Below are 14,909 nucleotides of genomic sequence, written 5' to 3' on the forward strand. Positions count from 1 at the left end.
TGATAATGTTTTCCACCGAGCCATTAGGAGTTCCAGTTGACCTCTGATGCGAAAAGGAGCATGCAACTTTCCATAGCGGACCGCATTGATTCCATAAAACAGCAGGAGTGGAACCAGATTGCGGAACAGGATGAGTATTCGCCCTTCCTTGAATATCAGTTTCTTCATTCTGTCGAATTAGCAGGTTGCGCAGCCCCGAACGCTGGTTGGCATCCAAATCATTTCGTTCTAAATGGCCCAGATGGACTAATTGGCGCCGCCCCTGCCTATGTGAAAACAAACAGCAGCGGCGAGTTTATCTTCGATCACGCTATAGCCGCCCAGGTAATTGGAGCAGGGCTTAATTACTACCCGAAGCTCGTAGCAACCCTGCCGTTTACTCCCTGTCCTGGATATCAATTCCTAACCAGCGACAAAGCCGACATCGAGGAACAGAACTCATGCATTATGGAGGGAATGAGAGAATTCACCTACCAGAGCAAATACGGTTCGGCCTCTATCCTCTTTCCGAGCTCATGTTTTGACAAAAGACTTCAGGAAGTGGAAAATCTAAATTCATGGAGTCATCAATACTTCCTCTGGCTAAACCAGGATTACGAAACCTTTGACGATTATCTATGTTCTTTCAACAAAAATCAGCGCCGCAACATAGTCCGAGAGCGTGCATCCATTCGAAATCAAGGCATTACAGTTCGCATATATACAGGCGAAGAAATCGATAGCTATCTGATGAGTTTGATGTTCAAATTCTACCACAATACAAATCGGAATTTTGGTCTCTGGGGCGCATTCTTCCTAAACGAGGAATGGTTTTGTTACATAGCCAAGGTTTGGGCTCACCGCATCGTTCTTATAGCCGCCTACATGCCTAAGTACGAAATACCTATTGCAATGAGTATGTTGATTCGTAAAAATCGGCATCTTTACGGTCGTTACTGGGGAGATATGTTCTATATCCCGAATCTTCATTTTGAACTTTGCTATTACACGCCGATCGAATACGCGATAACACAGCGGATAAGCGATTACGACCCTGGCATGGGCTCACGCCATAAGGCAAGAAGAGGATTCCGGAGCTACTGCTTCAACAGCTACCATGATTATACGAACAAGGCAGTGCGTGAGTACTTCAGCCATTTCGCCAGTCTATGCAACCAAGAGGAATCAAATCTGATCAAGCAACTCAATGACTCGGTTCCTTGGGCAAGACAAAGCGTCAAAACAACATGAAAGACTACTATAACATCCTAGGGCTATGCCCAAACTGCAGCAAAGCGGAAATTCACAGGTCATATCGGCTCAAAGCCAAAGAGGTACATCCCGACCTTTGCAACAACGATCAAACAGCGAAATTTCTCGCCCTCAAGGAGGCCTATGAGGTTCTTTCCAACCAAATAACCCGAGATGCCTACAATCAAAGCCGTCGAAGTAGCCAAAAAACCAGCTCGAAGTGGGATTGGGATTATAGAAGCTTTCTAAACGCCCGAAAGGATAATCCCGAAAGCCTGGCCCGGTTAATCTGCTTCGATTTGCTGCATGATGAGGGCACTCAAGCCGTCAAACTATTTGAAGAGGCTCAAAGCAGCGGATGCTTCTCCCTATTGCAGCATATTGGCAGAGAGGATTTCATGGACTACGCCTTCCTGCTGGCCGAAGTATACCTTGAACAGAATTCCTTTGTAAAAGCCTACAGATTGTTAAGGGGAATAGCGCGGCTGGAAGAGGAACGCCCATATTTTAGACACTTCTTTGTGGAAGTGCTGGAGAGAATGTCATTAATCGTGAAACACCAACTCCCGGGAGATCAAGATAATCACCTGAGGATTACCTTCCTCAATGACATGATACACCTTTCCTACCCCCCCAAAGAGGCGGCCCGCTTGCGTAAGCTTCTATCAGAATTGCTACTATCGATTGGTCGCTACCAGGAGGCCGCCAAAAAACTTTTTGAAGCCCATGAACTTTCTCCAAGGTTGCCCGGCTTGGAAGAAGCAATTGCAAACCTGGAAGAACAAGGATATTGGCAGACCGGAAAAATCCATAGTCGGGAAAGACCTTATGAAAACTTCCGGGAAGAAACCAGTTAAGACTGAGTCACATAACCCCTTCATCAAAACGCGCATAGCCTTCCACTATTTCGTCTTCAGTAAACCAAACAGCAATTTCAGCAGTCGCGCTGGTCGAATTTTCAGAAGCATGAATCAAGTTCGGGATAACACCCAGGCGCTCCCTGCTCCGTTCGTAACTCATATGACAGTAATCCCCACGGATGGTCCCGGGAATCGCCTCTTTGGGTTCTGTCGCCCCGACAATTTTCCTTATAACAGAAACAGCATGCGCACCTTCCAAAACGAGGGCAACGACAGGTCCCGAGGTTAGAAGTCCAACGAGGCCCTCAAAGAAAGGTTTGTCCCGATGGCTCTCACAGTGTTTCTCCGCTCTTGATGAGTCGGGCCATATCAGCTTAATACCGGTAACAGTCAGTCCAACGTTTTCAAACTTGCTAAGAATAGCGCCAATAAGCGCTCTTTTTACACCATCAGGTTTAACCAGAACCAGGCTGCGCTCCCAAGTTTTTCCCATAATTCCAGAGCTTAGATGATAAAACTAGTTTTGCCCAGACTGGCCTCCAACAAGGTTCAGCATCCTATACGATACCGCTCTCGAGAAAACTGAAATACCCTTCCTCAGTGAAGATAATGTGATCCAGCAAGGGAATTCCAAGCAGATCTCCAGATTGTCGAAGTTGCTTGGTTAGTTTCTTATCCTCTGAACTTGGATCCTTATTGCCGGAAGGATGATTATGTGCACAAACAATCGCCGCTGCCCTGTCGCGCAAAGGGTCGACAAAAACCTCTCTGGGATGCACCACGGTACGATCCAGAATACCCTGACTGATAACCCTGATTCTAATCACCTCGTGTGCGCCGTTCAAGCTGAGTACAAGGAAATGTTCCTGAGGTCTATCGGCCCAATGAGTAAGAAGTGGTATCACATCGCTTGGTTGGCCAATTTTTCTTCTAGCGGGCCGCAGTCTTCGTCTGGCGAATTCCAGGGAGGCCGAAATCATCGCCGCCCGAGCGAGCCCGATTCCATTAATCGCAACAAGGTCATCCAGGTTAACATCATCTCCCGAATTTTCGACAACTCTGAGGAGTTCCACCGCCAGTCGATTCACATTTTTCTTGCCCGAACCCGAACCCAGCATCAGTGCGAGGAGTTCAACATCGGAAAGAACATTTACGCCCCGCGCCGCAAACCTCTCCCTGGGCCGCTCGTTTACGGGCATATCGGCGATGTCCTTATACGCAAAAGTTTTCATACAGCTTATAACAGCCCAACTTCACAAAATTCTTAGCATGGAAGTAGTTTTTTCTTCACTTGGTGTTCAAAAACTCCATGAAATTGCGCAACTTCAGGATTGCATAGCCGTTTTTCGTTGTCCTTGAGGTTTGTGCTGTTTCCTCCCGCAGGGAATTTTCAGGCAGAGCCTGGATGAATCCGCTCCACCGAAGATGGTGTGACACAACCGGGTGGATGGGAAAGAAGGCGCCCAGGCAAAGGACTGGCGGCTATCAGGTATTGAGCCTTTTGGCGATTGTCACTAATATCGCAAGGGCTATGAGCCTGCGGCGTCCAGGTGAGAAGATTTGAGCTATGCTGGAATACCTGGTAGCTTGCACAGCATTCTGTTTCACTGTGTTGCCTGTGATGGAAACCTGTTTTTTCCGCTAAGAGTGCTGTGCTCGAAACACCAGGCTGGATGTCCTTGACGGTGTCGGAACATCCGGCATCCCGCTCTTACGCCGTGTGGCAGATACCGGCAGTGTCCGAAAGGCATGTCACGGCCTCGATGAAGATGTCGTCCATGCGAATTTGTCCGTGTAAGAGACGGCGCCCTGGGATGCGCCGCCACCAGGTGAGAGGGGAAAAGGCTGTTTCTCATAAATGCCGTCCTCCTTGCCTCTGCTGTATGAGCAAGGCCGGCTCTAACGGCTAATCTCGAAGTAAGGATCGTTAAGGCCGGAAAGCTTATCCTTATCATGGGTTCCCCGCCTTTAAACCGGCTGGAGTTGAGTGCTTCGGATGGGTGAAATATATACTTCCTTAAGCAGAAAACCGGCCTTGAACTTCGCCTTGGAGGAGTGCTTGCTGTCCAAAGTGGAGGACGGCGATCGACTACTGTTTTTCTATCAAAACGAACCATGCATAGTGGTGGGACGTTTCCAAAATCCCTGGAACGAATGCAGAACCGGTTTGGCGCGGAGGGAAGGAATTGGCGTCTATCGCAGGATTTCCGGCGGGGGGACCGTAGTCCACGGACCTGGCAATCTTAACTTTTCGATTCTAAGCGGATCTCCAGATTTGCGTCGAGAGGAAAATCTGAATGATATTGTGGCCGCGTTGTATGGGCTTGGTTTCGAGCTGAGCATAAATAGCCGCTACGATTTAATAGCTAGGCCCGCTTCTTATTACGGCACGGAATTCAAAGTGAGCGGCAGCGCGTTTCGTCAAAGCGGCGGGCGCACCATGCATCATGGTACCCTGCTTGTAAACGCCGGTACGCAGCAAATCAAGCGGCTTCTGATGCGTTCACCCCGAGGACTGGAGGTTCGCGGAGTACAGTCGCTCCCTTCACCTGTAATGAACCTCGCGCAGCTGATGCCTGAAATAACAGTTTCGATGGTGATAGACGCCCTGGCGGCCCAGTGGGAAACAGAGATTGGCCCAATTACGATAGATCCACTAACTTTTCTGGGCGAACCGGTATTTGAATCCGCACTGGAGAAGCATGAATCGACGACTTGGATTTGGCGTAAAACGCCCGCATTTCGAGAGCGTTTCGCCTACGATGGCCTGCCTGAAGGTTTTCCATTGGAGCTTGAAATTCGAAGTGGACGAATTTTTTCCGCCGTGTTTTCTGGTTTGACGCAAGGCTTCACGCCAGAGACAGAATTCTTGAATGGCTTGGATTATCAGGGTGATGTAATTCTCGATGCTGGGAGGCCCCATTTACCTATCTGGTTGGAAACTCTGGCCAAAATAGTCGACGGAGACTGGAATAACTTGGATTTGAGTCTTGTTTCAGATGGGGATGTAATTGTAACATAGCCTATGAAAAGAGGGCATATAGTATTTCGAAGTCTTGTGCTTACGATGCATCTATTCCTTTTGGCAGATCTTGCAGGATGGGAGTTCAGCCACGGCTTCGGTTCTAAATTCGCCTATTATCTGGATGATAATAAGAGCGACGCCTTCAGTGCATCCGGTTTTTTGCCGCCTTCATATAATCCAAAATCTCCCGGAGACAGCACCCAGTGGAACGGTGGATACTATGGTTGGTCAAATTCAAATCCTGCTTCACGAAGGCTGGGAAATGGCTGGGGTGCTGTTGAATTTGAATTTTATTATCAGCTTCGGATGAAGCAGAAAGTATTTGCTGCTGAAGGCCCCCTCATGAAAGACAACAATATCGCCTTCACGGTTAGGCCCATTTTATCCCCTGTCAGTCTGCATTTGGAAACCGAAATACAGTTCACCCCCATAGCGTTTTTCAAGTTAACGGGTGGAGTGGCGGGAGGTTTCGGTTGGCCCTTGCACTTCCTGAATTTGGAGGGGCTCGCTCTGAATGATAGAGATGATATTACGAATACGAAGAGGCTAGGCTGGGCGGGTTTCTATTTTGTTGGCGGAACCATACAATTCGATTTGGCGGCGCTGGTGCCGGGTAAATGGAACCACGTCGTGTTTTCGGCGAACGCAAAGACTAGGTACATGCACTATTCCCGGGCGAACACCCTGGAGGCCTGGTACTGGAGAGCTGACAGGGGCGAGAATTTCAATGGTTGGGAGTATCGGGGAAACTACATCGTTGGATATCAACCTCCCTGGCAAGTGAATTTCATCGGTTTTATGGCGGAGCATTGGTTCTGGTTATCCAGGGGTATTCGCGAGCTTGCTCCGATGAACGCCGATTATCAGACAGCAGAACCGCCTAAGTCTGCTTTACCCGAGGTGGAGGCTTGGGGTTCGGACTTACATAACTGGCGTTTTGGCCCGATTCTCAATCTGGAATTTGAGGAGGGCCACAATCTTGCTTTTCTACTTCAATTCCGAAACGGTTTACACTATACAGAGAAGACAGTATATGCCAGATGGTTTAGACGCTTTGATGCCACGGGTGACAAGTATGTGGAGCTTGAACGTTTAGCGATTGTCTATAACTGGGATTTCTAATATCTAAAGCAGCACTTCTTTTCGCACGTGTTCGGCAAGCGCGCCATCGATTAGTTTTTCCAGCGCGCTCGTGAAATCCACTCCCCCTTTTTCCAGCATGCGCGGAAATAGGCTTATTGGGGTTAGGCCTGGCATGGTGTTTATCTCATTTAAGTAGAGCGTTGAGCCTTTCTCCTCCAATAGGAAATCCACCCGCGCCAAACCTCCTGCCCCGATGGCCTCAAAGGCAAGAATTGCGATTTCTTTTATTCTTCTTGTCATGACGGCATCCAGCTTTGCCGGAACCATGAGCGTCGCGCCGTCGGGATCGATATATTTGCTATCATAATCGTAAAAACCGTGTTGGTTCGTTGGGATTATTTCGCCTGGCGGGTAGGACTTCGGATGCATGTAGCCACTCACCGAGCACTCTAACTCGCGGCCTTGAATTGCCTTCTCCACCAATGCTTTCTCATCGTACTTCCAGGCGTTTTCCAAAGCCGTTTCCAATTGCGGAGGGTTCGCAACCAGGCTGACACCCAGTGAGGAGCCAGATGCGGCTGGTTTGACAAATAGCCTTGAACCCAATTTCGTGAACAAGTTTGTCTTGAGCTCGTCAATACCCTGCTTAGAAGCATTTTTGTGAAGTGTTTCCCAGGGGATTACAGGCAGCCCCGCATCCCTCCAAATTCGCTTAGTGGTTTCCTTGCACATCCCGATGGCGCTGGCAAGCACGCCCGAACCCGCATAGGGTAGTCTGGCTGTTTCCAGGACACCTTGCACGATGCCATCTTCTCCGAATTTACCATGCAGCAGGGGGATTACTACGTCGACAGGCAATTCCTGTCCGGTCGGCAGGGTGAAACCACTGCCGGGTTTAACCAATATCTGCCGAGCGGCATCAATCTTCACCTCCAAGGCCCGTGGAATTTGTGATGGCGTATTCTGGAAGTACCATCCTCCGTCCCGGTCTATGCCAATTAATAGCGGTTTATGATTGGGTTGCAGGTTTCGAAGTGCCGATGCCGCCGAACAGCAAGACACCTCGTGCTCACTGGAGCGTCCGCCATATAGAAGTGCAATTTTGGCCATGGTGATTATCATTGCATGAGGTTTTCTTCCTAGCAAGTGTGGCAAGACTGGGATGTAAACCAAGTTACCTGCAGATTAATCTATCTGAAGTAAAACTGATCGCCGTTCAACCAGTTCGTGTTCAAGTTCCGCCCACACTTTTTCAAGGGGGTATTTGGAGCGGAAGTCTCGAATTTGGGGCAGTGTCCAGTTGTAATACTGCACCGCGGCCTCGAATTCTTCCTTTTCCTCCAGGAGCCGACCGGCAGGGATGGCATGCTCAGCGAGAAAATCCTTATAACTGGGGAGTGGTGCGGTGGGCTCCCCGGCTCCATATATCCGAAGTTTCTCGTTTTCCGGAGAGTGAACCAGCAAAAGGCTTCCTCCCCCGCGGAGTCTGTACCAACGCCTTGGCAGCCACCCGGCTTCGAATTTGGATATTCGGGGCGGCCTTTCGAGTGATAAATCCACGGCGCAGAGTGTGCTGGGATAGGCGAGCACGAGACTGCCGCCAAACCAGGAAGCGCCCCATGGATTTCCTGATGGCAGGGCACCGGCTGCCAGCGGGATGATTTCTTCACTTCCATCCTTTAAAGAGACTAGGTGGATTTCCTTTTTATCCAACCAGGCAAGCTCAGGCTCTTGGGTGGACACGGCTAATATCGGAGGGACATTGAAATCCAAAGCGCTTACTAAGATATGTTTATGGTTGGATAAGTTCACATAGTATGCCTTTGCGTCGATAAGCGCTATCAGGTTTCCATCCGGAGCCGCTAAAAGGGATTCCACCGGCCCCCCCTTCCAATCGGTACTCCACACCTTCGCGCTTAGCAAATCCAGTCTGTAGAATCTGTCTTCAAGGTATCCTAACCAATCGCCTTTGGAGGAAAGTATCCCATTTTCCGGAGACCACCTTCCTTCGTTCCAGTTTGCAGTTTGGCTCGAAAAAAGCGAAAGCAGAGATTTAGTATCTAACATCCCACCAGCGCTTAGATTGATTACTGTGTGAGGCCAAATCAGCCAAATCCTATTAGCCACAGCAGAAACATCCATCGGTATGCTCCCATCCAAGTCCGGCCAATCGGCAAAATGAGCCAAATTTACTGTATAGAAAACACCAGTCCATTCAGTTATAATCGTTTTGCTGTCTAAGGTGGCTACAAGGGATGGCAGTGCAAGAGCAAACGTAGTGAATATGGAGAGCTTTCTCATAACGCCAGGTTACAAGTCTTGCAACAAGTAAGCCAAGTATCTTTGAGGAATTCAATATTGTTGAACAATCCCATGATTCTTTCACCTATTCTGGCGATTCTGGTTGCACAGATTTTGAAGGTTCTGTTTATTCTGTCAACCGAGCGGCGCTGGGTGATTAAGCGCCTGACTGAAACAGGAGGCATGCCTTCTTCACATTCAGCCACAATGGCGGCTCTTTGCACTTCAGTCGGGCTGAACCATGGTGTCGGAAGCGCTTATTTTGCCATTGCGCTTGTGTTCGGCGTCATTGTTGTCTACGATACGGCCGGTGTGCGCAGGGCGGCGGGCAAACATGCCGAGATTCTCAACGAACTGGTAAAGCAATTCTCTCATCTCTTCAATGATGAGGAGAGACCCAGGGCATTGAAAACCCTGCTGGGGCACACCTATCCGCAGATATTGGTTGGCTCCGGCATAGGAATCGCAATGGGGTTCCTGGTTCGCTACATCCAGGAGTGAACCCTGCATCCGATTCACTCTCTTAGGCTTCAAAATTCAAACTGCGCAGTGCCTCCCTGCATACCTCTGCCTCATCCCAGGGCAGAACGTGGTTTGCGTAAATAATCGAGCTTTCATGTCCCTTGCCCAGCGCCGCCACTACGTCGCCTTTCCGCGCTCGCTTCATTGCCTCAAATATTGCCTGCCTTCTATCCGGAATCAGAAAAAGATTTTCTCCCAGAGTCATGGTGGCGACGCCTCTGGCAATGTCCGTCAATATCTTCTCGGGGTTTTCACTGTGAGGATCGTCATCGCTAAGGAAAACCATATCTGCATATTTAGCTGCAACCGCGCCTTGATGGGGTCGTTTCTCCGGGTCTCGCTCACCGGCAGTTCCAAAAATGAGTATTAATCTGCCTGTGCAGAAGGTTTTCAGGAGGGGGAGTACTTTTTTGAAACCTCCAAGAGAGTGTGCATAGTCCACAAACACGTGAAAATCCATATTGCCCCTAATGGTTTCCATTCTACCCTTTACACCTCGCAGCTCGGGCAGTTTGGAAGTGAATTCATGTACGTTTATGCCTTTTAACTCAGCGGCGGTGCAGAGTGCTGCCAGGGTGTTTTCAACGTTAAACAGGCCGGGGAGCCTGATTCTGCATTGTGAGGTTTGTTCTGGCGTATGGAGCAGGAATTCTGTGCCGTCAGGTGTGACTACAGGCCTTGTGGCAAAAATATCGACGTTTTGATTTCTAATGCTGTAGCGAAGAACTGTTCTCTTACCGGCTGCTCGAACAAAGTATTCGCTTGCCTCATCATCTGCGTTCACCACCCCAAAGGCTCTGGGATTTCTGGACTTTGCCATCATTCGAAAAAGTCTTGTCTTGTCTTCCCGGTAGTTCTCGATGTTCCCGTGAAACTCAAGATGTTCGCGACTGAGGTTCGTAAACACCGCCACGTCAAATTTCACATCATCCAGGCGACAATTGATGGGAGAAAGACCGTGACTTGTAGCTTCTATTACAACGTGACTTTGATTTCTGTTCAACATCTCTCGAAGCATGGCATGTATGTAGGGCGCCTCAGGAGTTGACTGACGAAGATAATTCATTTTCTCTTCACCACCAGTTTTGAATGTGGTGGAGGATATGATACCAGTAGGGATGCCGGCATATTCCAGTAGCTGTCTTATCAGACTGACAGTAGTGCTTTTGCCATCGGTTCCGGTTACTCCGATTGTCGTGAGCTCTTGTGAGGGGTGCTGGTAGAAGGCCGACGAAACTCGGGATAAAGCCCTTTTGGCATTCTTCACTTGTATGTACGTAATCCCTGGCTGATAGGTGGCCAGAGCCTTGGAATGCATAATTGCCTGAGCACCCTTTTCGATGGCGCTATCGATGTACTGGTGTCCGTCAACGTGGATGCCGCTGAGTGCGAAAAAGAGCGTACCTGAACTGGCTTGTTTGGAGTTGAAAGCTATTGAGGAGATTGTTTTCTTTGTATCACCGCGAATATTTAAGGGGCTTAGCACTGGTATCAAGTATTCAAGTGGCATTCTTCCCATAGGATGCAATCTAACACCGGACTGTGATGTCTTGCAATATTTCGATAACGTCACAGCGAGGACGGAGTTCCTGGTTGTCATAGACTAACGGCAGTCCTGTTGACTGAGTCAGCACGTTGGTTTAAGGATTAGCAGGCCAGTGCTGCTGTTTCATTCTCACAGTTGATTATTCAGCAGGGACGGTGGGGGATTGATTTCTGGCAAAATTGCTGTATATTCGGCATGATTATTTCAGATTATTAGGAGAGGCGGATGCCAGTTAAAAAAATGACTGAGAAATATAGTGGGAAATCGATCTCCAAGCGTAGGCTGATTATTGTTGAGAGCCCGGCGAAGGCAAATACGATCAGTAAGCTTCTTGGTCATAGCTATGCCGTACATGCTTCTGTGGGACATATACGGGATATTGAATCCAAGGGCAGAGGGAAGAAGGCTTTCGGTATAGATTTTGAGAATGGTTATGAGCCGCGTTACACAATTATTCCGGCCAAAAAGAAAAATGTAGCCGTGCTGTTGAAGGCAGTGGCGAAAGCCGATGAGATTTATCTGGCTCCGGATCCGGATCGTGAAGGTGAGGCGATTGCTTGGCATTTAAAGGAAGCCCTTGAGCTGGATGATAGAAGAGCTATGCGGATTACTTACCAGGCCGTTACCAAGAAGGCAGTAACCGCAGCGCTAGGCAATCCGCGACAGATTGATATGAGGCTTGTGGATGCTCAAAAAGGACGGCGGGTGCTGGATAGAATTGTGGGATTCAATCTATCTCCCTTCTTGTGGAAGAAGGTTGCCAAGAAACTTTCGGCTGGGCGAGTCCAGTCGGTTGCGGTGAGGATGATTGTTGAGAAGGAACGGGAGATTGGAGCTTTTGTACCCCAGGAGTATTGGAAAATCGAGGCCGACTTGCATTCGACTAAGGAGGATGCGAGTCCATTTGTGGCGACGCTTACAACTTGGGAGGGTGAGAATTTTGGTTTGGGGGGAAAATTTTCTTCAACAGAGAGCGAGGCAAGGCGGGTGGAGGAGGCTCTTCGAGGAGCCGATTATACAGTGTTCGAGGTGCAGAACAAGGAAACTTCCTCCCGTCCTGCCCCGCCATTCATTACAAGCACCCTGCAGCAGACAGCTTCGAGTCAGTTGCGATTTAGCATACGCAAAACTATGCAAGTTGCCCAGAAGCTCTACGAGGGTATTGAAATCAATGAGGGCCCCGTGGGTTTGATTACTTATATGCGAACCGATTCACATCGACTCGATCACGAGGCAGTGAGTGAAATTCGCAATTGGATTGCTCGGGAATACCCCCAGTATTTGCGCAAGTCGGAATTGATATATGGAACTAAGCCGAAGGGCGGTGTGAAGGCGCAGGATGCGCACGAGGCTATCCGACCTACTTCGGTGCATCGTACACCCGAACTGATGAAATCTTTTCTCAGCAACGAGCAGTTTAAACTATATGAACTTATCTGGAGGCGAACCATCGCGAGTCAGATGCAGAATGCACGTTATTCTGTTACCACGATTAAACTAACGGCAGCTAAGGGAGAATTTGAAGCCAAGGGCAGAGTTACACTTTTTGATGGTTTCACAGTATTAGCCCCTGAGATTCGAAAAGTGAAGGAAGAATATCAAGATTTGCCATCCCTGGTTAAAGGTGAAACTTTGGTTTTGGATGCTTTGAGGAACGAACAGAACTGGACAAATCCTCCCTATCGCTATAACGAGGCATCCTTAGTTAAAGCACTTGAAAAACAAGGCATAGGGAGACCTTCCACATATGCAGCAATTATTCAAACGATTCGAGAGAGGGGCTATGTCCGCTTAGAAAAGCGGGCCTTTCATGCGAGCGAGTTGGGTATTGCCGTAAACGATATCCTTTTCAAGGAATTCCCGAATATTTTAAACTATCGTTTCACTGCTGAGATGGAGACCAATCTCGATGCCGTTGAAAGAGGTGAGATTGACTGGCGGGAATTGGTGGACAATTTCTACAAGCCCTTCGCGATTCGAGTGGAGGAGGCTATTGAAAAATCCGAACCACTGAAGGGCAGGACTTGGGAGGGTGAACAGAAATGCCCGGCATGTGGGAAGTCGCTTGTACTTCGCTACTCTAAATCTGGAGCCTTTCTGGGCTGTTCGGGATATCCCAAGTGCAAGGGTGTCATGTCTTTTCCGGGAGAGGGCGATGATGACGGCGAGATTGATGAGGAACCTGTGACATGCCCGAAATGCGGGCGATTGATGTTTCTCAAGTCGAACCGTTTCGGGAAATTCTATTCTTGCAGCGGATACCCAGAGTGTAAAACGACTGCAAATTTAAGCGCGGAAGGACGGCCCGTTTTTTTGCCAGACATAAAGCTGGACTGCGACGAGTGTGATACTCCGATGGAAGTCAAATCCAAGATGCGTGGACCGGCGATGGTGTGCCCAAATCCCGATTGTCGAAGGGAGCTTCCAATCCGAGATGGCAAACCCGTCTCCCTGCCCAAGGCCAATGGAGTCAAGTGTGAGAAATGTGGCAGTGCGATGATAGTCCGTTTAAGCAAACGGGGCCCTTTTTTGGCATGTACCGGATTTCCGAAGTGTCGAAACACCAAGAAGCTTGCCTTACAAAAATAGGAGAAAACTGCGTCCGAGGGCATCTGATGACTCGCTTTAGCTCGAAATAGCCAAATATCGCATGCTGTTTGAAGCCGGATTCACGAAAGTTACTGGAAACCTGTGGCTCATTATCGGGTTCTGGATTATGTTAGATGGAAAGAGCTATTTATGTCTAAGAAAGGGAAGATTATACTTTTTGATACAACCCTTCGCGACGGGGGTCAAACCGGCGGTGTGCATTTTTCGGTAGAGGACAAGATTAAACTCAGCCGGGAGCTGGATGAAATGGGTTTTGAATACATTGAGGGAGGCTGGCCCGGATCGAACCCAAAGGATATTCGTTATTTCGAAGAGATGAAGAAGGTGAAGCTGAAGCATTCAAAGCTTTCTTCGTTTTCGTCTACTCGTTTGAAGGATACCAGGCCGGAGAAAGACAAAATTCTAGCTGAACTCCTGCGTGTTGAAACTCCGGTGTTCACGATTTTCGGCAAGTCCTGGGATTTGCATGTTAAGGAATCCCTGGAAACCTCTCTCGAAGAGAACTTGGAGATGATTCATTCCACGATAGCGTTTTTAAAACCGCGCTGCGACGAGATTGTATACGATGCCGAGCATTTTTTCGATGGTTTCAAGGCCAATCCCAAGTACGCCATTCAAACCCTCAAAGCCGCGGCTTCTGCGGGGGCGGACTGGATTGTTTTGGCTGATACAAATGGCGGTGCTCTCCCCGAGGAGATTCACTTTGCCTCCAAGGCGGCTTTTGCTGCAGTCGATAAGCCTATTGGCATCCATACGCATGATGACGGAGACCTGTCTCTAGCGAATACGCTTGTCGCAGTTGAACTCGGCGCAAAAATGGTTCAGGGCACCATTAATGGACTCGGGGAGCGCTGTGGGAATGCCAATCTGTGCAGCATTATTCCAACCCTCAGTTTGAAACTGGGATATGAAACTCTGGCTCCAGAGAAAATTGTGGAGTTGACGCGCCTCAGCTGGTTGGTATCGGAGCTGTCGAATAAACCGCACCAAGAGAACCTTCCCTATGTTGGCGATAGAGCCTACACACATAAGGGCGGAATCCATGTTTCAGCCGTGCGCAAAAATCCCAAGCTTTACGAGCATCTTAACCCGGAACTAGTCGGAAACGAACGTAGAGTACCAGTTAGCGATCAGGCGGGTAAATCGAATGTATTGCAAAAGGCGAGCGATTTGGGTATGAAAATTGAGGATGCTCACGCCAAAACCATTGTTGCGAAAGTTAAGGAGCTAGAGTCTCAGGGCTATCATTTCGAAGGTGCCGATGCCTCGTTTGAACTTCTAAGTGACGATTTAACCGGCAGACGTAGGGAATTTTTCAAGGTTCATGGATTTAGAGTGCATACCTGGGAAAATGACAAAGGGGAAATTTGGTCTGAGGCCACTATAAGAGTCTCGGTCCCCGAAGCGGTTGCAGGTGGGGGTGGTCACAATTCAACCTTTGAACATACCGCAGCGGAGGGATCCGGACCTGTGGAAGCCATGGACCGGGCCCTGCATAAGGCTCTTGAAAACTTTTATCCATCGATACGGGATATTCGTTTGACAGACTTCAAAGTCAGGATTCTGGACGAGGAAGCAGGTACCAAAGCTGTTACCAGGGTATTGATAAGCAGTACCGATGGACATTTGCGCTGGAGCACTGTTGGAGTTTCCCAAAATATTATCGAGGCCTCGTGGAGAGCCTTGGTTGAATCGATTGAGTTCAAACTGAAGAAGCATAAGGAAGCTTGAT

The 14,909-nt window shown here is 48.8% G+C and carries 12 protein-coding genes; 7 read left to right on the top strand and 5 right to left on the bottom strand.

Annotated elements, in window-relative coordinates; all coding sequences use genetic code 11:
- Window positions 1-36 precede the first annotated feature (36 nt).
- Window positions 37-1,230 (top strand): peptidogalycan biosysnthesis protein, encoded by a 1,194-nt coding sequence (locus tag S1OALGB6SA_RS00360; protein WP_124032183.1) that lies wholly within the window; start codon window positions 37-39, stop codon window positions 1,228-1,230.
- Entirely contained in the window at window positions 1,227-2,087 is an 861-nt protein-coding gene (locus tag S1OALGB6SA_RS00365) for a J domain-containing protein (protein WP_124032184.1), read from the top strand. The genes S1OALGB6SA_RS00360 and S1OALGB6SA_RS00365 overlap by 4 nt, the downstream gene beginning before the upstream one ends.
- 7 nt (window positions 2,088-2,094) lie before the next feature.
- Here the strand turns inward: S1OALGB6SA_RS00365 and ndk are convergent, their stop codons facing one another.
- Window positions 2,095-2,583 carry a nucleoside-diphosphate kinase gene (gene ndk / locus S1OALGB6SA_RS00370; RefSeq protein ID WP_124032185.1) on the bottom strand — a complete coding sequence of 163 codons (489 nt, stop codon included), beginning with the start codon at window positions 2,581-2,583 and terminating at the stop codon, window positions 2,095-2,097.
- Window positions 2,584-2,647: 64 nt separating this feature from the next.
- Window positions 2,648-3,322: a RadC family protein gene (radC, locus tag S1OALGB6SA_RS00375; protein WP_124032186.1), complete on the bottom strand. Its 675-nt coding sequence runs from the start codon at window positions 3,320-3,322 to the stop codon at window positions 2,648-2,650.
- A gap of 764 nt (window positions 3,323-4,086) precedes the next feature.
- On the opposite strand from radC, the gene S1OALGB6SA_RS00380 reads away from it, so the two are divergent.
- Together S1OALGB6SA_RS00380 and S1OALGB6SA_RS00385 are read left to right on the top strand one after the other, a co-directional pair.
- Window positions 4,087-5,112, top strand: coding sequence for a lipoate--protein ligase family protein (locus tag S1OALGB6SA_RS00380; RefSeq protein WP_037563170.1), 1,026 nt, complete (start codon window positions 4,087-4,089; stop codon window positions 5,110-5,112).
- Between the two features lie 3 nt (window positions 5,113-5,115).
- Window positions 5,116-6,237, top strand: a complete 1,122-nt coding sequence (locus S1OALGB6SA_RS00385; RefSeq protein ID WP_037563169.1) for a hypothetical protein — start codon at window positions 5,116-5,118, stop codon at window positions 6,235-6,237.
- 3 nt (window positions 6,238-6,240) lie between these two features.
- Here the strand turns inward: S1OALGB6SA_RS00385 and S1OALGB6SA_RS00390 are convergent, their stop codons facing one another.
- Both S1OALGB6SA_RS00390 and S1OALGB6SA_RS00395 read right to left on the bottom strand, forming a co-directional pair.
- Window positions 6,241-7,308, bottom strand: coding sequence for a D-alanine--D-alanine ligase family protein (locus S1OALGB6SA_RS00390; RefSeq protein ID WP_195910207.1), 1,068 nt, complete (start codon window positions 7,306-7,308; stop codon window positions 6,241-6,243).
- Window positions 7,309-7,383: 75 nt separating this feature from the next.
- Entirely contained in the window at window positions 7,384-8,499 is a 1,116-nt protein-coding gene (locus tag S1OALGB6SA_RS00395) for a hypothetical protein (RefSeq protein ID WP_037563167.1), read from the bottom strand.
- A 57-nt stretch (window positions 8,500-8,556) separates the two neighbouring features.
- Between S1OALGB6SA_RS00395 and S1OALGB6SA_RS00400 the strand changes: the two genes are divergently transcribed.
- Entirely contained in the window at window positions 8,557-9,000 is a 444-nt protein-coding gene (locus S1OALGB6SA_RS00400) for a divergent PAP2 family protein (RefSeq protein WP_230204322.1), read from the top strand.
- A gap of 22 nt (window positions 9,001-9,022) precedes the next feature.
- On the opposite strand, the gene S1OALGB6SA_RS00405 is transcribed toward S1OALGB6SA_RS00400, so the two are convergent.
- Window positions 9,023-10,540, bottom strand: coding sequence for a UDP-N-acetylmuramoyl-L-alanyl-D-glutamate--2,6-diaminopimelate ligase (locus S1OALGB6SA_RS00405; RefSeq protein WP_195910208.1), 1,518 nt, complete (start codon window positions 10,538-10,540; stop codon window positions 9,023-9,025).
- Window positions 10,541-10,792: 252 nt separating this feature from the next.
- Between S1OALGB6SA_RS00405 and topA the strand changes: the two genes are divergently transcribed.
- Both topA and cimA read left to right on the top strand, forming a co-directional pair.
- Window positions 10,793-13,156 (top strand): type I DNA topoisomerase, encoded by a 2,364-nt coding sequence (gene topA, locus S1OALGB6SA_RS00410; protein WP_052080146.1) that lies wholly within the window; start codon window positions 10,793-10,795, stop codon window positions 13,154-13,156.
- A 150-nt stretch (window positions 13,157-13,306) separates the two neighbouring features.
- Window positions 13,307-14,908 (top strand): citramalate synthase, encoded by a 1,602-nt coding sequence (cimA, locus tag S1OALGB6SA_RS00415; RefSeq protein ID WP_018113690.1) that lies wholly within the window; start codon window positions 13,307-13,309, stop codon window positions 14,906-14,908.
- The last annotated feature ends 1 nt before the right edge of the window (window position 14,909 follow it).

The organism is Olavius algarvensis spirochete endosymbiont (assembly GCA_900608495.1).
Classification (GTDB): domain Bacteria; phylum Spirochaetota; class Spirochaetia; order DSM-2461; family DSM-2461; genus UBA2779.